Origin of the sequence: Streptomyces profundus (assembly GCF_020740535.1) — a bacterium.
Classification (GTDB): Bacteria; Actinomycetota; Actinomycetes; order Streptomycetales; family Streptomycetaceae; genus Streptomyces; species Streptomyces profundus.
The window spans coordinates 2871690-2891434 of the sequence record NZ_CP082362.1 but is presented as its reverse complement, the minus strand read 5'-3'; the positions used below and the strand labels follow the sequence as shown (position 1 = coordinate 2891434).

Here is a 19745-nt window from a genome sequence, read left to right as displayed (position 1 = left end):
TCCGCCAGCGTCTGTCCAGTGGTTCGTCCAGCCTGACCCAGGAGGCCATGTGTCCACTCCAATCGCCGTCGTCACCGGGGCCAGCAGCGGTATCGGCGCCGCCACCGCGCGGCGGTTGGCCGCCGCCGGCTACCGGGTGCTGCTGACGGCGCGTCGCCGGGACCGGATCGAGGCGTTGGCCGACGAGCTGCGGACGGCCGGACGGCAGGCCGAGGCCCATCCGCTGGACGTGACCGACCGGGCGGCCGTCGACGCGTTCGCCGCCTCGCTCGACCGGTGCGATGTGCTGGTGAACAACGCCGGCGGCGCCATCGGCCTGGAGCCGGTGGCCGAAGGGGATCCGGCGGACTGGCGCGCCATGTACGAGGTCAACGTCCTGGGGGTGCTGAACCTCACGCAGGCGCTGCTGCCCGCGCTGATCGCCTCGGGCGCCGGCACGGTGCTGGTGGTCACCTCGACGGCGGGGCACGGCACCTACGAGGGCGGCGGTGGCTACGCGGCGGCCAAGTTCGGCGCCCACGCGCTGGTCAACACCCTGCGGCTGGAGATCGTGGACCAGCCGGTCAGGGTGATCGAGATCGCGCCGGGGATGGTTCACACCGAGGAGTTCTCGCTGACCAGGTTCCGCGGCGACGCCGACCGGGCGGCGGCGGTCTACGAGGGCGTCGCCGAGCCGCTGACCGCGGACGACGTGGCGGACACCATCGGCTGGGCGATCACCAGGCCCCCGCATGTCAACGTCGATCTGCTGGTGCTGCGGCCCCGCGCGCAGGCGTCCAACTCCAAGGTGCACCGGGCGCCGGTGGAGCGTCCGGGGTCATGAGCGGGGACCGGGTGCTGCGCGTCGGCGACGCCGGGGCGGCGGGCCTTGACGGGGCGGCGCTGGCGGGGCTGGTGCCCGGCGTCGAGGCGTTCCTGACCGGTCCTGAGCCGGCCTTCGCCGGGTATGTGCTGCTGGCCGCGCGGCACGGTGTGGTGGTGGCGCACGCTGTCGGGGGCCATGCCGTGCGCTACGCGGTCGCGCCGGGGCGGGAGGGCGCCGAAGGCGGCGCGGTGGTGGAGCTGCCGGCGGCGGACCGGGTGCCGATGGCCCCGGACACGGTGTTCGATGTGGCCTCGCTCTCCAAGCTGTTCACCACGCTGGTGGTGCTGCGGCTCGCGGAGCGGGGCGCGTTGGCGCTGGACGAGCCGATCTCCCGTTGGCTGCCCGAGTTTCCGCCGCTCGCCGTGCGCTCGCTGCTGACCCACACCGCCGGCTGGCCGGCCGAGATCGATCTGCGGCCCTATCCGGACCGGGCCGCCAGGCTGGCGGCGGTCGCGGCCCAACGCCCTGAGTACCCGCCGGGGACGGGCTACCGCTACTCGGATCTGGGGCCGATGGCGCTGGGCGCGCTGGTGGAACGGGTCGGCGGCGCGCCGTTGGACGAGTTGGTCCGCCAACTCGTCACCGAGCCACTGGGGTTGACGGACACCGGCTATCGGCCCTCGCCGGCGCTGCGCGAGCGCTGCGCGGCCACCGAGTACCAGCCGTGGACCGGGCGCGGCATGATCCGGGGCCAGGTGCACGACGAGAACGCGCACTATCTGGGCGGGGTGGCCGGCCATGCCGGGGTGTTCTCCACGGCCTGGGATCTGGCCGTGCTCGGCCAGACGCTGCTCAACGGGGGCTGCTACGGCGGGGTGCGGCTGCTGGGCGAACGCTGGGTGCGGGAGATGCTCACCCAGCAGAACGCGGGTCTTGGCCGCGACGCCGCGCGCGGACTTGGCTGGCAGCTCGACCAGCCTTCGATCATGGGCGAGTTGGCCTCCCCGACGGCCTTCGGGCACAGCGGCTACACCGGCACCAGCCTGGTGGCCGACCCGAGCAACGGGGTGCTGTGGGTGTTGTTGACCAACCGCGTCCACCCCAGCCGCGACCGGGGCACGGACGGCGCGTACCGCCGTGCCCCGGCCGGTGTGTTGGCTCGGGCGCTGCGCGCCGAGCGCTAGGGCGGATCAGCCCCGGCGCTCGGCGCGGTGGGGGACCCGGCGGGGGTCAGCCCACCTGGAGCAGGTCGCCGGTGGTGGCGGCGCCCGGGTTGGAGACCGCGTCAGCGGCGGCGGCGGCCTGGAGCGAGGCCAGCACGTCGTCCGGGGTGGCGGTGTTGTCGTCGGCCAGCACCAGCGCGGCCACGCCGGCCACGTGCGGGGCGGCCATGGAGGTGCCGGAGATGGTGTTCTCGGCGGTGTCGCCGGTGTTCCAGGCGGAGGTTATGCCCTCACCGGGAGCGTAGATGTCCACCACCGAACCGATGTTGGTGAAGAAGGCGGAGCTGTCGTCGTCGCTGCTGGCGGCGACGGTGATCGCCTCGGGGACGCGCGCGGGCGAGTAGTTGTCCGCGTCGGCGCCGTAGTCGTTGCCGGCCGCGATGGCGTAGGGGATGCCGGCGGCGATGGACTCGCTGACGGCCGCGTCGAGGACGCTGTCGGCGCCGCCGCCCAGGCTCATGTTGGCGACGGAGGGACCGCTGGCGTTCTCCGTGACCCACTCGATGCCGTCGACGACGCTCTGGGTGGTGCCGGAGCCGTTGTCGTCGAGGACCTTGACCGAGACCAGGGTGACGTTCTTGGCCACGCCGTACTGGGCGCCGCCCACCGTGCCGGCGACATGGGTGCCGTGGCCCTGACCGTCGCTGCCGTCCCCGCCGAAGGCGTCGAAGCCGAACTCGGCCCGGCCCTCGAAGTCCTCGTGGGTGTAGTGGATGCCGGTGTCGAGGATGTAGGCCGTCACCCCCTCGCCGCCGTGGTCGGGGTAGGTGTAGGAGTCGTCCAGCGGGAGTGCCGGCTGGTCCAGCCGGTCCAGGCCCCAGGAGGGGACGGGGGACTGGGTCTCGGAGATGGTGAACGTCTGGTTCTGGACGACCTCGGCGACCGCCGGGTCGGCGGCCAGCGCGACCGCCTGCTCCTCGGTCGCTGAGATCGCGAGGCCGTTGAACACCGTGTCGTAGGTGCTGGTGATCTCGGCGTCGTAGCGGTCGGCGAGCGCCTCGGCGCCGGCCGACTCGGCCCGGACGGAGCTCTCGTCGAGCACCACCAGGTAGCTGTTGTCGACGGTGCCTTCGGCGCCGGCGTTGGCGATGACGGCGGTGGCGTCGACCGCCGCCTCGTTGGCCGAGGCCATGGTGGGCAGCAGCACGCTGGCGCCGAGGCCAAGCGCGGCTGTCGCGGCGACGGCTGTGGTGCGGGTGATACGAATCCCTGCCATTGAGGGGTCCTCCAGAGTGAAGCGCGAACAGTGTGGGGGAAGTGCTCTGAGTAACGGGTGTGAGCATGACAGCTCGTTCTTCGCTCATCACCTGTCAGCTCGAAAGGTTCGTCCACCAAGAGGAATTGGGCAAGAGGGCCTCGCCGTAAGAAACTTTCTTGTCATGCGACTGTAAAAGGTAAGGAGTTGCTTCAGGCGGGAACGCTCAGAAAAGGGCGAAATGCGCGTAGACGGACGCGAGTCGGGGCGGGGAGGCGGGGAGGGGACGGTCCGTGGGCGGTGTCGGCGTTGGTGCGTGGTGGTGCCGGCGGTCGGCCCGTCCGTGGGGGGCGCCGCGCGACGGGGTGCGGGGGGATGGTTTTCGAGGTGGAACAATGGCCCGGTCACCAACCGCCAGAAGGAGAAGTGCCAGCCGTGGCCCAGACCCCCATGGAGACCGACTGGGTCTCCCGACTCGCTGACGAGGTCATCGCCGAGGCGGAGCGTCGTGCCCCCGGCAAACCCGTCGTCTGCGCGTCCGGGCTCAGCCCATCGGGCCCGATCCACCTGGGCAACCTCCGCGAGGTGATGGTGCCGCATCTGGTCGCCGACGAGATCAAGCGGCGTGGCGTGCCCTGCACGCACCTGGTCTCCTGGGACGACTACGACCGCTTCCGCCGGGTGCCCGCCGGGGTTCCGGGGGTCGACGAGAGCTGGCAGGAGCACATCGGCCGCCCGCTCACCTCCGTCCCCCCGCCAGCCGGCAGCCCCTACGCCAGCTGGGCCGAGCACTTCAAGGCGCCGCTGACGGCCGCGCTCGACGCGATGGGCATCGAGGTCAGGGGGATCAGCCAGACCGAGCAGTACAACTCGGGCGCCTATCGCGAGCAGATCCTCTTCGCGATGCGCGAGCGCCGGCGGATCGACGCGGTGTTGGAGCGCTACCGGACCAAGGGCAAGACCTCTCAGGAAGCCGCCGTCGACGCCAGCGAGGACGAGGCGGAGCGGGCGGCTGCCGAGGGCTCGGGAGCGGCGGCCGAGGACGACGGCGGAGCCGGCAGCGCCGGGTACTACCCGTACAAGCCGTACTGCGGCGTCTGCGGCCGGGACACCACCACCGTGACCGCCTACGACGACGAGACGACCGAGCTGCGCTTCGTCTGCGACTGCGGTCACGAGGAGAGCGTCAAGCTCTCCGAGTTCAACCGGGGGAAGCTGGTCTGGAAGGTCGACTGGCCGATGCGCTGGGCCTACGAGGGCGTGGTCTTCGAGCCCGCCGGCGTGGACCACCACTCTCCCGGCTCCTCCTGGGTGGTGGGCGGCCAGCTGGTCTCCGAGATCTTCGGCGGACTCCAGCCGATCGGGCCCATGTACGCCTTCGTCGGCATCAGCGGGATGGCGAAGATGTCCAGCTCCCAAGGCGGGGTGCCGATCCCGGCCGAGGCGTTGGAGATCATGGAGGCGCCGCTGCTGCGCTGGCTCTACGCCAGGCGCCGGCCCAACCAGGCGTTCAAGATCGCGTTCGACGGGGAGATCCAGCGCACCTACGACGAGTTCGACGCGCTGGCCCGCCGGGTGGCCGCCGGCACCGCGCAGCCGGCGGACGCCGCCGCCCACAGCCGGGCCGTGCGCACGGCCAGCGGCGAACTCCCGGCCACCGAGCGGCCGTTGCCGTATCGGATGCTGGCCTCGGTGCTGGACATCACCACCGGGGACGAGGAGCAGACGCTCCGCATCCTGAGCGAGGTCGACCCCGAGCACCCCGTGCTCTCGTTGGCGGAGGTGCGCCCCCGGCTCGACAAGGCCGCGCGGTGGGTGGAGACCCGGCTGCCCGCCGAACAGCGCACCTGGGTGCGGCGGGAGCCGGACGCGGATCTGCTCGCGTCGCTCGACGACGAGCAGCGGGCGTCGCTGCGGCTGCTGTTGGAGGGCCTGGACAGCCACTGGTCGCTGGACGGCCTCACCACCCTGCTCTATGGCGTGCCCAAGGTGCGCGCCGGGCTGCCGCCGGACGCGAAGCCGACTCCCGAACTCAAGGCGGCCCAGCGGGGGTTCTTCGCCCTGCTGTACCGGCTGCTGATCGGGACGGAGACGGGCCCCCGGCTGCCCACCCTGCTGCTGGCCGTCGGGGCGGAGCGCGTGCGCGGGCTGCTCGGCGGCTGACCGCGGAGCCGCGTCGCCGCGCTGGCGCGGCGGAGCGCGGTGTGGACCGAACCCTGGGCGGCGGCCGGCACAGCCGGCCGCCGCCCAGGGCCGTGCCCGGCTGGGGCTCGCGACAGGGCCCCGGACGGCGCGCGAGACGAGGGCCGGGGCCCGGCGTGGGCTCAGGGCCGGGAGGAACGCGAGGGGCGAAGCCGGGCTCAGGAGCGCGGCCAGGAGGAGGGCCAGGAACAGGGGCGTCGCGAGGCGCAGGGGCGGGGTTGGGAGTTGCCGAGGGGGCATGGTGGTCTCTTCGGGGCGGGGCGGCAGCCATGGATGATTACTGACAGTGCCAACCCTGCGCCATGTCGCTACCCTCTGTCATCACCCGTGCGAGGGAATCCGGTGGCTCAGACGCCCGTGCCCATCTCGGCGTTGTAGCGCTCTCGGAAGCCGCGGGTGAAGGGGCGGAGGTACTGCTCGCTCAACAGGGTCCCGTCGCTGTCGGTGATGGCGAATCGTTCGTGCAGAAAGCGGGACAGCTGACGGGCGTTGGGGAACTCGCCCTGTTCGAGTATGTACTGGCGATAGGCGCTGTAGAGGGGCTCGCTTCCGGGGGCGCCATCGGGGGCGCGGTCCGGTGAGGGTTCCGCCGGGGCGCTGGGGGCGTTGCCCAGCGCGCGTCGGCGGCCCGGGGCGACCGGCACGGTCACCGCGGCCTCCTGGGAAGCGAGCGGCCCGGCCGGCGCCGCCGCGCCCACCAGATCGTCCAGATCGCGGTATGCCGGTTCGGCGTACGCCGGTTCCTGTTCTGCCGCCTCGGGCGCGGTCCACGCCTCGCGCTCCGGCAGTCGCTCCGCCGCGGGCGGTTCGGCGGGCGTGGTGGGCGTGGTGGGCGCCGCCGGGGGCGCGTACTCAAGTGGCGTGCGCTGTTCTGTTTCCCGCACCACCCCGGGCCTCGGCGCGTGTTCGGGATTCGCGCTCTCCCCCCGCGCCCCCCGTTCGGCCGGCCGCCGGCCCGCCTCCTCGCCGGCTGCCTCGCCGGGGGCGTCCTCGCGGCGTTCCACCGCCAGGGGCAGGCGGGCCGCCGCAAGACCGGTGGCCGCGGTGTCCCGCAACGGGACGCCGTAGCGCGCGAGTTTGAGCGGCATCCGGGCCTCCACCGGCGCGCGGCGTCGCCACGCGCGCCCGTACTCGGCGCGCAACTGCGCCTGGTAGACCAGCCGGTCCCGCTCCATCCCGATGACCTCCTGGTAGGAGCGCAGTTCCCAGAGCTTCATCCGGCGCCAGAGCCGGAAGGTGGGTATGGGGGAGAGGACCCACCGCCACATCCGGACGCCCTCCATATGGCGGTCGGCCGTGATGTCGGCCACCCGCCCGATGGCGTGGCGCGCGGCCTCGACGGTGATCACGAAGAGCACCGGAATGATCGCGTGCATGCCGACGCCGAGCGGGTCGCCCCAGGCCGACGCCCCGTTGAAGGCGATGGTCGCCGCCGTCAGCAGCCAGGCGCTCTGGCGCAGCAGGGGGAAGGGGATGCGCAGCCAGGTCAGCAGCAGGTCGAGGGAGAGCAGGACGACAATGCCGGCGTCGACGCCGATCGGGAAGAAGGGGGCGAAATCGCCGAAACCCTTCCGTTCCGCCAGGTCGCGGACGGCGGCGTAGGAGCCGACGAAGCCGATGGTGGCGATGACGACGGCTCCGGCCAGCACGATGCTGACCAGGATGCGATGCGCGCGGGTCAGCTTGATCGCGGCCACTGGTGGTGCCTCCCCAGGGGTCGGCGGCGGGGTCGGTGTCGGCCCCAGCCTGGCATATGACCTAGGTCATGTACGCGCCGACCGCTCCCAACTCCCGGGCGACCCGGGTGGGATGAGGGGCTCAGGAGTCGCCCTTCGGATCCTCGTCCTCGCTGCCCGAGCCGTCCGAACCCTCCGAGCCGTCCGCACCGTCTTCGTCGTCCGCACCGTCCTCGCTCTGGTCCGCGCCGCTCGCTTCGAGGTTGGTGACGACCTCCTGGGCGGTCAGGTCGGCGGCTTCCTTGATGCCGCCGGCGCCGGGCAGGTCGTCGCCCTGGAAGCCGGCGCCCGAGTAGTCGACGGTGACCACGGCGTTGCCCGTGCGAACAACCACACGCTGCTGGCGGTAGTCGTGCTCGTCGCCGTCGGCCTCCTTGGTGACCGCGTAGGCGATGGACACCGCCTCGTCGCCGGTCTCCGGCAGTTCCTCGGCGGCCGGCTCGTGGTTGGCCTCGTCGCCCGTGACCTCCTCCACCATCTGCTGGAGGTAGGCGCCGGCGCGCTCGTCGCCGCTGCCGACGGCCGGGTCGGAGTCGAAGCGGCGCAGCGAGACGGTGAGCGAACGGAACTGGTACTCGTCCAGGCCGTTCCAGAGGCAGGCGGCCGAGGCCGATGTGTTGCTGGACTCCAGCGCTGCGCCGTCCTCGGGGTCGGCCTCGGGGACCACGTCGCCGATGGTGTCGCCGCCGACCAGGGAGCAGGGCTCCGGCAGCTCGGCGAACCTGACCGGCTCCGGGCTCGGCGCCTCGGACGCGGGCGCGTTGTCCTCCTCGGACGCCGAGTCGTCGGAAGAGGAGGAGCAGCCGACGGCGAGCAGCACGGGCACGGCGGCCAGTGCCGTCAGTCGGACAACGCGTCGCGAGGCTTTACGTACCATGGGTTCTTCGCTCCCGTTACCTGTCGCCAGTTTGCTGCGGCTCGCCAGTTGCCGGAGCCGTGGGCCAGCTGCCCCGCCACGGTACGCCCGGCGCGGGCTCCGACCCGGATGGCGCGGCTGTCGCAGCCGCGCCATCCGGGTCGGAGCCCGCGTCAGCCGTCCAGCCCCGCGGCGAGCTGCTCGGCCACCGTCTCGGCGTACTGCTGGGACCGCGCGCTGTCGGGCGCGGTGTCCGGCTGGATGGTCGAGACGGTGTACACAACGGTGACGATAACGTTCGCGTTGCGGAAGGCCAGCGTCACATCGCGTCGGGTTGTGGCATCACCGCTGGTCAAACGGTCATCGAGAAAAGCGGCGTGACCAATGCCATCAAGCTGCCTGGCGTTTGCCTGCGGACGTCCCTGGGTGGGGGAGAGGGTTCCCGGGCTCTCCCGCTCGGTGTCGTCGGCCTCCTCGCCGATGGTGAGCCCGAACTCCTCCGCCCGGGCCTCGAAGTCCAGTCCCGCCTGGTCGTCGTCGCTCCCATCGCTCTCGTAGGAGACCACGCGCAGGAAGTCGACGGTCAGCCGCTGGCTGTCCGCGCCGTCGGCGTTGCGCCATTCGCAGCCGACCCGGCGGCCGGTGTCGAAGGTGGCGAGCGGACTGCCGGCGTAGACCTCCGGGTCGGCGTCGGGCAGCAGCTGGGCGAGGGTCTCCTGGCTGACCGAGCCGCAGGGCTCGGGGAGGCCGGAGTAGCGGCCCTGCTGGTTCGTCGTCCTGGCGCCGCTCGACGGGGTGGAACCGTCGGTGTCCTCCGTGCCGCCGAGGTCGGCGGAACAGGCGCTGGCGCCAAGTATCAGCGCGGCGACCGACAGCGCCGCACCCGCGGCCCTCGCCCTGACCTGCACCCTGGCCTCCCTGTGACCCCTTGACCCCCGGCTCGCGGTCCCGTGGCCTCGGCCGCGCGGCTCCGTACGCCGCGCCGCCCGATCACCGGCCGACGTTCGCTGGGGTTCGTGTCGTGCGAGGGTCCATGTCTACCGCAGGCGACCGCCAAACGGGTAACGCACGGGCGAGCGAAGGGGAATGGCCGGCCGGCACGGGGCCAGTGTCAGGGCCAGACCAGGCAGTACGGCTGGTGGCCGGCCTCGTGGAGGCGGCGCGAGAAGTCCTGCCACTCGTTGAGCAGCCGGTAGACGCCGAAGGCGTCGTTTGGGCCGCTGCGGTCGGGGACCGTGGACCAGATGAACGCGGCGGCGCCCACCGTCTCGTCGCCGATGCCGCGCAGCGGATCCACCACCGTGGTGGGCAACTTCACCACCGCGTAGTCGGGGTGGAGCACCACCAGCTCCAGCGGGGGCACCCGGTGCAGCGGTATTCCCTCGATGCCGGTGAGCACCATGGCCGCCATGGTCTCCGGCTTGATCCGGGTGAACATGCCCTGGCCCAGCTCGTCGCCGCCCAGCTCCTCAGGGCGCATGGACAGCGGGACGCGGGCCGCGGTGGCGCCGTCGGGGGCGCCGAAGTACTTGTAGGTCACGGCCATCCGACCGCCTCGACCACGGAACTCCAGCTCGCCGTTGTCCGTCTTGCGGCGGTGTCTGCCACGGCGGGAACGGGCTCGTGGTGAGGGCTCGGGCCCGAGGTCCCCGGTTCCCTCGCCGATTTCGCCACCGCGTTGCATGTCACCACCTGACTACTCGCGACCCCCGCCGCACAAACCCGATCATCGTTTCAGACACCTCCCCCCTCAGGCGGCTGCGAAACGCCCTGACACCGAGCTGTGAGGGGCTGATGTCACCATGGACGGCGTGACCCGATCCATCGAAGCTCCAGTCTCGCAGACCCTCTATGACCGTGCGGCCAGTGTCACCCCGGGTGGCGTGAACTCTCCGGTGCGTGCCTTCGGCGCCGTGGGCGGTACGCCCCGGTTCATGGTGTCTGGCGAAGGTCCTTACCTCACCGACGCCGATGGGAGGGAGTATGTCGATCTGGTGTGCTCCTGGGGGCCGATGATCCTCGGCCATTCGCATCCCGCGGTGCTGGACGCGGTGCGCGCCGCCGTCGGGCGCGGCACCTCCTTCGGGACGCCGACGCCGGGCGAGGTCGAGTTGGCCGAGGAGATCGTGGCGCGCGTCGGCCCCGTCGAGCGCGTGCGGCTGGTCTCCTCGGGCACGGAGGCGACGATGTCCGCTCTCCGGCTGGCCCGCGGCTTCACCGGCCGGGCCAAGGTGATCAAGTTCGCCGGCTGCTATCACGGCCATGTGGACGCGCTGTTGGCGTCCGCCGGCTCGGGCGTCGCGACGTTCGGGCTCCCCGACACCCCGGGCGTGACCGGGGCCCAGGCCGGCGAGACGGTGGTGCTCCCCTACAACGACCTGGCCGCGGTGCGCGCCGCCTTCGAGGCGCACCCGGCGGAGATCGCCTGTGTGATCACCGAGGCGGTGCCGGGCAACATGGGCGTGGTGGAGCCGGCGCCCGGCTTCAACGCGGGCCTGAGGGAGCTGTGCCGGAGCCATGGCGCGCTGCTGATCTCCGACGAGGTGATGACGGGCTTCCGGATCAGCCGGCAGGGCTGGTACGGGGTCGAGGGCGTCGAGGCCGACCTGTTGACCTTCGGCAAGGTGATGGGCGGCGGGTTCCCGGCGGCGGCGTTCGGCGGCCGGGCGGACGTGATGGACAAGCTGGCGCCTTCTGGGCCCGTCTACCAGGCCGGCACGCTGTCGGGGAACCCGGTGGCCACGGCCGCGGGGCTGGCCCAACTCCGGCTGCTGGACGACGCGGCCTACGCCACGTTGGACGCGACGGCGGCGCGGCTGCGCGACGCGGCGGGCGCCGCGCTCGCCGAGGCGGGCGTGGCGCACCGGGTGAGCGCGGCGGGCAACATGTTCTCGGTGTTCTTCACCGACGCCGAGGTCACCGACTTCGCCTCGGCCAAGGCGCAGGAGACCCACCGCTACACCGCCTTCTTCCACGCGATGCTGGAGCGCGGTGTCTATCTGCCGCCGTCCGCCTTCGAGGCGTGGTTCGTCTCCACCGCGCACGACGAGCGGGCGCTGGAGCGGATCTTCGAGGCGCTGCCGGCGGCGGCGCGGGCCGCGGCGGCGGCCGAGGCGCCCGCGTGAGGCGTGGCCAACTCCCTCAGGGGGCGCGGCGCGTACGGATATCGACCCCGCCGGACACGGCGAGACAGTGAGCGGAGCGATGAGCAGCAGCGAGCGGACGACCGTGCATGTGATGCGGCACGGCGAGGTGGAGAACCCGGAGGGCGTGCTCTACGGGCGGCTGCCCGGCTACCACCTCTCGGATCTTGGCCGGCGGATGGCCGAACGGGTCGCGGAGCGGGTCGTCGAGCGGGACATCGTCCATGTGGTGGCGTCCCCGCTGGAGCGGGCGCGGGAGACGGCCACGCCGATCGCGAAGGCGGTGGGCGCTGAGATCGCCACGGACGAGCGGCTGATCGAGGCGGCCAACGTCTTCGAGGGCAAGACCTTCGGCATCGGGGACGGCGCGCTGCGCCGGCCGGCCAACTGGCGCCATCTGCGCAACCCGTTCCGCCCGTCCTGGGGCGAGCCCTATGTCGACCAGGCGGTGCGGATGAAGGGCGCGGTGGACGCGGCGCGGGACGCGGCGCGCGGGCGCGAGGCGCTCTGCGTCAGCCACCAGCTGCCCATCTGGACGCTGCGCGGCTGGGTGGAGCGCCGCCGGCTGTGGCACGACCCGCGCAACCGGCAGTGCACGTTGGCCTCGTTGACCAGCTTCACCTTCGAGGGGGACGACATCGTCTCCGTCACCTACACCGAGCCGGCGCTCGATCTGGTGCCGGCGCATCTGCGGTCGGGCGCGAAGCCGGTGAAGGGGGCCAAGGGGTTCGGGGCCTGAAACGGGCGGGCCAGGGGGGCGCGCGCCGGGGCGGGGAACCCGGGGGACGCCGGGACGGTTGGGGAGGAGGGGGGCGCCAAAGATCGTTCAGGGACGCATGGGAAACTTTTCACATGATCCAGCTCCGGGTTGTCAAGGGGGCCGTGGCCGTCGTCGGCCTGCTGGCCCTGACCGCGTGTTCCGGCGAGTCCGCGGGCCCGTCAGGCGGCGACAGCAACATCGTGCAGGGCACGGGACAGGTCACGACCGTACCGGTCGAGGATCGAGAGCCGCTGCCCGAGCTGTCCGGGGAGACGCTGGACGGCGACGAGTTGAGCGTCTCCGACTACCGGGGCCAGGTGCTGGTCCTCAACGTCTGGGGCGCCTGGTGCGCGCCCTGCATCGCCGAGGCGAAGAACCTGGTGGCCGTCGCCGAGGACACCGCCGACCAGGGCGTGCAGTTCGTCGGGATCAACACCAGGGACCCCTCGGCGGAGAACGCCCGCGCCTTCGAGGACACCCACGAGGTGCCCTACCCGAGCCTCTACGACCCCGACGGCCGGATGCTGTTGCAGTTCCCGACGGGCAGCCTCAACCCGCAGGCGGTTCCCTCGACGTTGATCGTGGACCGGGAGGGGCGGATCGCCGTCCGGCTGCTCAAGGCGGTCACCGAACAGGAACTGCGCGAGGCGCTCGACCCGGTGATCGCGGAGAGCTGACCGCGCCATGGGCTACAACGAGACGGTACTGAGCGGGGCGCTGCTGTTGGCGCTGCCGGTCGCGGTGTTCGGCGGGCTGGTGTCGTTCTTCTCGCCCTGTGTGCTGCCGTTGGTGCCCGGCTATCTGTCCTATGTCACGGGGGCCGGTGGCGCCGATCTGGCACAGCAGAAGCGGGGCCGGATGTTTCTGGGCGCCTCGCTCTTCGTGCTCGGCTTCACGGCCGTCTACGTCTCGGGAGGGGCGCTCTTCGGCAGCTTCGGGTCCACGCTGCTGGAACACCGGGAGACGATCAGCCGGGTCGCCGGCGTGATGACCATACTTCTGGGTCTGTTCTTCGCCGGTGCGCTGCCCTGGCTGACCAAGCGGGACTTCCGGCTCTCCCTGCGCCCCGGGATAGGGCTGGCCGGCGCGCCCATGCTGGGCGTGGTCTTCGGCGTCGGCTGGATGCCGTGCGTGGGCCCGACGCTGGCGGCCGTCAACCTGCTGGCGATCAACGAGGCGACGGCCGGCCGTGGTGCCCTGCTCGCCTTCGCCTACTGTCTTGGACTGGGGCTGCCGTTCATCGTGGCGGCCCTCGCCTTCCGCCGGATGCTGGGGGCGTTCGGCTGGGTCAAGCGCCACTACCACTGGGTGATGCGGCTCGGCGGCGCGATGCTGATGGTCACCGGGGTGCTGCTGCTCACGGGCGCCTGGGACCGGATGGTTTACGAAATGCAGATCTGGAGCGTCCAGTTCACCCCGGGAGTCTGACCCTATGACCGACGAAGGCGCTTCCCGCACGGGCGTCGCGGCCGAGCGCGGCGAGGGCGGCGAGCCGACGGAGCCCGACGCGTCGGGCGGGCGCGAGGTGCCCGGCCAGCGCGCCGACGACCGTGGCGACGAGGCTTCGACCGTCGGCCTCTCCACCGCGCCCCTTGAGGAGGCGGAGCCGGAGGCCACGGCCATGCCCGGCTCGTTCGGCGGCGCGCGCGCCCCCGGCGTGGGCGGCGCGCTGCGGTGGACGGCGCGCGAGCTGGTCGGCTGGGGGCGTTGGTTCTGGCGCCAGCTGACGTCGATGCGGGTGGCGCTGCTGCTGCTCTTCCTGCTGGCGCTGGCCTCCGTCCCCGGCTCGCTGATCCCACAGGAGCGGATCGACGCGACGGCGGTGCAGGAGTTCCGCGCGAACAACCCGGGCCTTGGGGACTTCTACGACCGGCTTCAGCTCTTCGAGGTCTACTCCTCGATCTGGTTCTCCGCGATCTATCTGCTGCTGTTCGTCTCGCTGATCGGCTGCATCCTGCCGCGCAGCTGGCAGTTCGTAGGGCAGTTGCGCGGGCGTCCGCCGCGCGCCCCCAGGCGCCTGGACCGGATGCCGGCCTACACCACCTGGCGTACCGACACCCCGCCGCAGGAGGTGCTGGACGCGGCCCGCGCGCAGCTCAGGAAGAAGCGGTTCCGCACCGACCTGGGGGACCAGCCGGGGCACGAGGGGCAGGTGGCCGCCGAGAAGGGCTATCTGCGCGAGGCGGGGAACCTGCTCTTCCATGTGGCGCTGATCGTGATGCTGATGGCCTTCGCGATGGGCCAGCTGTACCACTCCGAGGGCGGCAAGCTGGTCGTCGAGGGCAGCGGGTTCTCCAACGCGCTGCCGCAGTACGACGACTTCTCCTCCGGCCAGCTCTTCGACGTGGACGAACTGGAACGGTTCGGCTTCACCCTGGACGAGTTCGACTACCGGTACAGCAGGGACAGCGTCGATATCGGCACCCCGACCGACTTCAGGGCCGATGTCACCTACTGGACAGCGGAGGGCGTCGAGGAGGCCGGCGTCATCACCGTCAACAACCCGCTGAAGGTCGGCGACTCCCGGGTGCGGCTGCTGGGGCACGGCTACGCGCCGGTGATCACCGTGACCGACGGCCAGGGCAACACGGCGTTCAGCGCCCCCGTGCCGTTCCTGCCGCAGGACGCCGGGTTCACCTCGGTCGGCGTGATCAAGGTCAGCGACTATGTCGGCCCCGACGGCGAGCGCAGCCAGCTGGGGTTCCAGGGCTTCTTCAACCCGACCTACAACATCGACGACGTCCGCGGCCCGCACTCGACGTTCCCCGAGCCCGACTACCCGGTGCTCACGCTCAACGCGTTCGAGGGCGATCTCGGCGTCTCCTCCGGCATCCCGCAGAACGTCTACCAGCTGAACACCGACAACATGGAGCAGCTGGAGGACGGCGAGGGGGACCTGTTCCGCTTCGACCTGCTGCCGGGCGACTCCATCGAGCTCCCCGACGGCCGGGGCACGCTCACCTTCGAACACTTCGAGAACTGGGCCACCTTCTCGATCACCACCCGGGAGGGCAACAGCTGGGCGCTGTTCGGCTCGCTGGCCGCGATCCTCGGCCTGACCGGCTCGCTCTTCCTCCAGCGCCGCCGGGTGTGGGTGCGGGCCAGGACCGGTGCCGACGGGGTGACCGTCGTGGAGATGGCCTCGCTCGGCCGCACCGAGTCCGCCAGAATCCCCGAGGAGCTGGGCGACCTCGCCGTCGAGCTCCAGCCGAAGGCGCCCCCGGCGCCGGACCACGAGGGCGACGGGGACGACGGAGGCGACGGGGGCGACGAGGGGGCCGCGACGCCTGACGACGGCCCGGACGGTCCGGACGGCGACGGCCAGGACAGCGAACCCGACGACCGGCAGCACGACGAACCCGACGAACCCGAAGCCCGGGACGACGAACCCGACCCCGCATCGCCCGAAGCCGCTGAAGGAGCGCGCCCATGATGCTCGCCGCAGACGAGGGTCTAGCCGATGTCAGCAATCTGCTGATCTACACGGCGATGGCCATCTACGCCCTGGCCTTTCTGGCCTATGTCACCGAGTGGATCTTCGGCGGGCGGAGCAAGGTAGCCCGCGACTCGGCGGCGCTGGTCTCCGAACGGGACGCCGGGGAGACGTCCGGCCGCCCCGACGTGGTGGTGCGGACCAAGGGCGGCACCGAGGTGCTGGAGCGGCCCAGGGTCGTCACCCGCTCCTCGACCCCGGCGCGGGACGAGGTGCCGGACGGCCCCGGTGCCTCGGGTGACAGCGAGCAGGGGGACGCCTACGGCCGGATCGCCGTCTCGCTGACCGCGTTGGCCTTCCTGCTGCACCTCGGCGCCGTGGTCACCAGGGCACTCTCCGTGGAACGCGGGCCCTGGGGCAACATGTACGAGTTCTCCACGGCCTTCTCCATGGTGCTGGTGGCCGCTTTCCTCAGCTTCCTGCTGGCGCGCCGGCGGGTGCGGTGGATGGGGCTGCCCCTGGTCGGCACGGTGCTGCTCGACCTCGGGCTGGCCACCACCGTCCTCTACACCGAGACCCAGCAGCTGGTCCCGGCGCTGGACTCGATCTGGATGTGGATCCATGTCCCGCTGGCGATCGTCTGCGGCGGGCTGCTCTATGTCGGGGCGCTGACCAGCGTGCTCTTCCTGTTCCGCGACCGCTACGAGGCCAAGCTGGTGGCCGGGGCCCCGGTGCGGAAGCTGACCGGTTCGGTGCTGGGGCGGCTGCCGTCCTCCATCACCCTGGACAAGTTCGCCTACCGGGTGAACGCGGCGGTCTTCCCCATCTGGACGTTCACCATCGTGGCCGGCGCGATCTGGGCCGAGAGCGCCTGGGGCCGCTACTGGGACTGGGACCCCAAGGAGACCTGGGCCTTCATCACCTGGATCGCCTATGCCTGCTATCTGCACGCCCGGGCCACGGTCGGCTGGAAGGGCAGAAAGGCGGCCTATCTGGCGATCGTCGGCTTCATCTGCTTCCTGGTGAACTACTACGGAGTGAACATCTTCTTCAACAGCCTGCACTCGTACGGCGGGGTGTAGCCCCCGCTCCGGGAGCCCGAGCGCCCGGGGGACCACCGCTTTCGGTGGCCCCCCGGGCGCTTTTCGTGCGGCGGATCGTGACGCCCACCACAGGCCGATTCAGGCCTACGAGCGGCGATAGGAGCGGGAAAGGACGAAGAGCCCGGGACTTTCGTCCCGGGCGGCCGGGACATGCGCCCCGGTGCCCGTCGACCTCTGGCACGCGCGATGCCTCGCCGCGCCGCCCGGGCCCTGTGCCGGTGGGCCGGGGCGGCCCTCGGCCGGGTGCCGGAAAACGGTCGCGTCCGCCGTCCGGAACGGTTTCCCCGACGGGCTGTAAAGGGCCCTTGGACCGCTTTTCCGGCTACGAGGGCGCTTCGTGGAAGGGGGGGTTGTCAGGGCTTGGACCGCCGGGTATCAATGAAGCTTGTTCGGTCGATTTGTCCGGATATCCCCGATTTACCGAGGTGGACTACTCATGCCGAAGATCACCACGCACCGCATTCGTGAGAACCTCCGTCCGCGCACCCGTGTCGCCACTGTCGCGGCTGCCGGTCTCGCCGCGTCGGTCGTGTTCACGGGCGCGGCGGTGGCGGCCGATGGCAACCCCGCCGAGGTCTATGCCGCGCACACCGTCTCCGAGCTGGCCTCGGCCGGCCACGACGCCCTCAGCGCGGGCGAGCCGACCGCTGCCGCCCAGGGCGCCGAGAAGGCCGACAAGGCTGAGAAGGTCGACGTCAGCGACGACCCGGACGCCTGGGTCTCCCCGATCTCGGACGACTACGAGCTGTCGGCCACCTATGGCAACGCCGGTGACCGCTGGGCCGCCAAGCACAGCGGCCAGGACTTCGCCGTCCCGACCGGTACCGAGGTCAACTCGGTGCACGAGGGCACCGTGGTGAAGGCCGGCGGCAACGGCGCCGGCGACGGCCCGGCCTACGGTAACGCCGTGGTGATCGAGCACACCGACGGCACCTTCACCCAGTACGCGCACCTCTCCGAGGTGGATGTGGCCGTGGGTGACGAGGTGGAGACCGGCGAGAAGATCGCCCTCTCCGGCAACACCGGTAACAGCAGCGGCCCGCACCTGCACTTCGAGGTCCGGACCAGCGCCGACTACGGCACCGCCGTCGACCCGATGGAGTTCCTGCGCGGCGAGGACGCCCAGGTGTGACCCGCGACACCCGAAGGCCCCGGACGCCCAGCGTCCGGGGCCTTCCCCGTGCTCGGCGCACGGGATCTCCGGGTGGGGTTCCCGGCGGCCGACCTCGACGGTCGGGTGATCCGTTTCGGTTCGGCTTCTCCGTCGAACGGGCGGTTGCCAAGGATTACGTAATTACGTAATCTCTCGGTCATGGATCTGGAGGAACGGGTCAACGAGCTGGAGCGCCGGCTCGCCGAGCTGGAGCGGCGGGCCGCCGCGCCAGCCGGTCAGGCCGAGCCGGCGGCTGGCGACTTCTGGGCGCTTGAGGCGCTCAAGGCCAGGCTGGCGGAGGTGGCGCCCGAGGGAGGCGTCCTCTTCACCGGCTCGGTCACGCTGCCGACCGAGGAGCACTACGAGTGGCAGTACGGGCAGCCGCTTGAGGCGCTGCTCGACCGGGACTGGTCGCTGGCGGCGGACGCGCTGGCCGCGCTGGGGCATCCGGTGCGGATGCGGCTGCTGCGGGAGATCCTCGCCGGTCACCGCACCGCGGGGGAGCTGGCGGAGCTGCCCGACCTCGGCACCACGGGGCAGATCTACCACCATCTCCGCCAGCTCTCGGCGGCCGGCTGGCTGACCTCGGCCGGGCGGGGGCGCTGGGTGGTGCCCCCGGTGCGGGTGGTGCCCCTGCTGGTGGTGCTCACCGCGGCCTGCCCCTGACCGCTCACCCGGGCCTGTCCAGGCTCATCCGCGATCATCCGGGCCCATCCGGGCTCATCCGACGAGGGAGAAGGCAGCGATGCCGAACGACGAAAGAACCGAAGCGATCGGGACACGGTCACCCCGTAGGGCGCGGAAGGGCCTGATGGTGCTCTACCGCACCTGCTGGGCGGCCTTCGTCGCCTATCTCCTGATGGATCTGCTGGCCGGGCTGCCGATGCTCGGCGGCTGGCTGCTGATCGCCACCGCCCTGACCGGCCAGCTGGGTGCGGCGCTGCTGGCGCGGCGGGACGAACGGGGTGACATCCCGCCGCTGGCGGTCGCGCCGCCCGTGGCCGGGCGCTGGTCGGCGCTCAACAGCCCGGCGGACCGGGTGCCCAGCCATGGCACCAGGGTCTACGGGCAGAGCCACGCGATCGACGTGGTCGCCGAGCCCGCCCCCGGGGCCGCGACCGCGCGCCCCACCGTCGGCTGGTGGCCGCTGGCGCGGCGCAACGCGGACTTCCCCGCGTTCGGCGCGCCGGTGCTCGCGGTCGCCGACGGGACCGTGGTGCACGCCGTCGACGGGCAGCGGGACCACCTCAGCCGCAACTCCTACCCGGCCTTCGTCTACCTGCTCGCGGAGGGGCTGCTGCGGGACATACGCGGACCTGGGCGGGTGATCGGCAACCACCTGATCCTGGATCTCGGCGGCGGAACGTACGCCCTCTACGCGCATCTGCGGCGCGGAACGCTCGCCGTGCGCCCCGGTGAGCGCGTGCGCGCCGGTCAGGAGGTGGCCCGCTGCGGCAACTCCGGCAACTCCTCGGAGCCGCATCTGCACTTCCAGCTGATGGACCACCCCGACCCCGACATCGCCGGGGGCCTGCCGTTCCACTGGCGCGGTGTGGGCGTGCCGGCGGCGCGGGAGACGTTCACCGCTCCGGCGGCGGGCCGGCCGCCCGAGGGGGACGGGCGCCCGGCGGAAACGGAAGCGGGCCGCTCAGCGGCGTGAGCGGCCCGTCGGAGAGGGCTTGATCAGTTCTTGCCGCCGCCGGCCGGGGGCTCGGGGGGCGCGCCTGGGCCGTCGTCGCCGTCGCCGCGCTGGCGCAGCTCCTCCTCGCGCCGACGGAGATCCTCTTCCCAGTTCTCCAGCAGCTCCTTGTCCTTCTCGTCCTTCGCCTCCCGCTGCTCGTCGTTCAGCGAGCGCAGGAACTCGGGGTTGTCGTCGGGGGCGACCCAGCCGGCGTTGCCGCGTCGGCCGCCGACGCCCGCGGGGCCCCGCTTGCGGCCCACCAGGATCCACGCCAGTGGGCCGATCACCCAGGCCAGCACGATCAGCGCGAGCCAGACCAGCTTGGGCAGATGGCGCACTTCGTCGTCCTTGGCACTGATGCAGTCCACCAAGGCGTAGATGGCCAGTGCCAGCGGTACCAGAAACATCAGCACCCGCAGCATGGTAGTCCCCCTGGACACGATGGCTTGGGCCTC

At 71.9% G+C, this 19745-nt stretch carries 18 protein-coding genes; 12 read left to right on the top strand and 6 right to left on the bottom strand.

The annotated features are described in order from the left end of the window. Positions 1–49: 49 nt before the first annotated feature. The gene (locus K4G22_RS12685) at positions 50–823 is read left to right on the top strand and encodes an SDR family NAD(P)-dependent oxidoreductase (RefSeq protein WP_228080233.1); all 774 of its coding nucleotides are present in this window, start codon (positions 50–52) and stop codon (positions 821–823) included. Next, on the top strand, positions 820–1989 hold the full coding sequence (locus K4G22_RS12680) for a serine hydrolase domain-containing protein (protein ID WP_228080232.1): 1170 nt from the start codon (positions 820–822) through the stop codon (positions 1987–1989). Before K4G22_RS12685 ends, K4G22_RS12680 begins: the two co-directional genes overlap by 4 nt. Before the next feature lie 46 nt (positions 1990–2035). On the opposite strand, the gene K4G22_RS12675 is transcribed toward K4G22_RS12680, so the two are convergent. Beyond that, positions 2036–3244 (bottom strand): S8 family peptidase, encoded by a 1209-nt coding sequence (locus K4G22_RS12675; RefSeq protein ID WP_322785089.1) that lies wholly within the window; start codon positions 3242–3244, stop codon positions 2036–2038. A gap of 429 nt (positions 3245–3673) precedes the next feature. On the opposite strand from K4G22_RS12675, the gene lysS reads away from it, so the two are divergent. Then, positions 3674–5386 carry a lysine--tRNA ligase gene (lysS, locus tag K4G22_RS12670; RefSeq protein WP_228084067.1) on the top strand — a complete coding sequence of 571 codons (1713 nt, stop codon included), beginning with the start codon at positions 3674–3676 and terminating at the stop codon, positions 5384–5386. A 386-nt stretch (positions 5387–5772) separates the two neighbouring features. Here the strand turns inward: lysS and K4G22_RS12665 are convergent, their stop codons facing one another. From K4G22_RS12665 to K4G22_RS12650, 4 genes are all read right to left on the bottom strand, one after another. Beyond that, entirely contained in the window at positions 5773–7122 is a 1350-nt protein-coding gene (locus K4G22_RS12665; RefSeq protein WP_228080231.1) for a DUF2637 domain-containing protein, read from the bottom strand. Positions 7123–7243: 121 nt separating this feature from the next. Then, complete coding sequence (locus K4G22_RS12660; RefSeq protein WP_228080230.1) at positions 7244–8038, bottom strand: DUF3558 domain-containing protein; 795 nt, start codon at positions 8036–8038, stop codon at positions 7244–7246. Between the two features lie 152 nt (positions 8039–8190). After that, positions 8191–8925, bottom strand: coding sequence for a DUF3558 domain-containing protein (locus tag K4G22_RS12655; RefSeq protein WP_228080229.1), 735 nt, complete (start codon positions 8923–8925; stop codon positions 8191–8193). Between the two features lie 203 nt (positions 8926–9128). Next, positions 9129–9701: a hypothetical protein gene (locus tag K4G22_RS12650; protein ID WP_228080228.1), complete on the bottom strand. Its 573-nt coding sequence runs from the start codon at positions 9699–9701 to the stop codon at positions 9129–9131. A gap of 118 nt (positions 9702–9819) precedes the next feature. On the opposite strand from K4G22_RS12650, the gene hemL reads away from it, so the two are divergent. The 9 genes from hemL (at position 9820) to K4G22_RS12605 (ending at position 19269) form a co-directional block, all read left to right on the top strand. Continuing rightward, entirely contained in the window at positions 9820–11142 is a 1323-nt protein-coding gene (gene hemL, locus K4G22_RS12645; protein WP_228080226.1) for a glutamate-1-semialdehyde 2,1-aminomutase, read from the top strand. A 79-nt stretch (positions 11143–11221) separates the two neighbouring features. Continuing rightward, positions 11222–11899, top strand: a complete 678-nt coding sequence (locus tag K4G22_RS12640; protein ID WP_228080224.1) for a histidine phosphatase family protein — start codon at positions 11222–11224, stop codon at positions 11897–11899. A gap of 113 nt (positions 11900–12012) precedes the next feature. After that, positions 12013–12597 carry a TlpA family protein disulfide reductase gene (locus tag K4G22_RS12635; RefSeq protein ID WP_228080223.1) on the top strand — a complete coding sequence of 195 codons (585 nt, stop codon included), beginning with the start codon at positions 12013–12015 and terminating at the stop codon, positions 12595–12597. Between the two features lie 7 nt (positions 12598–12604). After that, complete coding sequence (locus tag K4G22_RS12630; RefSeq protein ID WP_228080221.1) at positions 12605–13348, top strand: cytochrome c biogenesis CcdA family protein; 744 nt, start codon at positions 12605–12607, stop codon at positions 13346–13348. Positions 13349–13352: 4 nt separating this feature from the next. Continuing rightward, complete coding sequence (resB, locus tag K4G22_RS12625) at positions 13353–15353, top strand: cytochrome c biogenesis protein ResB (protein ID WP_228080219.1); 2001 nt, start codon at positions 13353–13355, stop codon at positions 15351–15353. Continuing rightward, positions 15350–16435, top strand: a complete 1086-nt coding sequence (gene ccsB / locus K4G22_RS12620; RefSeq protein ID WP_228080217.1) for a c-type cytochrome biogenesis protein CcsB — start codon at positions 15350–15352, stop codon at positions 16433–16435. Before resB ends, ccsB begins: the two co-directional genes overlap by 4 nt. A gap of 457 nt (positions 16436–16892) precedes the next feature. Beyond that, positions 16893–17588 (top strand): M23 family metallopeptidase, encoded by a 696-nt coding sequence (locus K4G22_RS12615; RefSeq protein WP_228080216.1) that lies wholly within the window; start codon positions 16893–16895, stop codon positions 17586–17588. Positions 17589–17768: 180 nt separating this feature from the next. Then, positions 17769–18275, top strand: a complete 507-nt coding sequence (locus tag K4G22_RS12610; RefSeq protein WP_228080215.1) for an ArsR/SmtB family transcription factor — start codon at positions 17769–17771, stop codon at positions 18273–18275. Between the two features lie 145 nt (positions 18276–18420). Beyond that, positions 18421–19269 carry a M23 family metallopeptidase gene (locus K4G22_RS12605; protein ID WP_228080213.1) on the top strand — a complete coding sequence of 283 codons (849 nt, stop codon included), beginning with the start codon at positions 18421–18423 and terminating at the stop codon, positions 19267–19269. Positions 19270–19292: 23 nt separating this feature from the next. On the opposite strand, the gene K4G22_RS12600 is transcribed toward K4G22_RS12605, so the two are convergent. Beyond that, complete coding sequence (locus K4G22_RS12600) at positions 19293–19712, bottom strand: PLD nuclease N-terminal domain-containing protein (RefSeq protein ID WP_228084066.1); 420 nt, start codon at positions 19710–19712, stop codon at positions 19293–19295. Positions 19713–19745 lie beyond the last annotated feature (33 nt).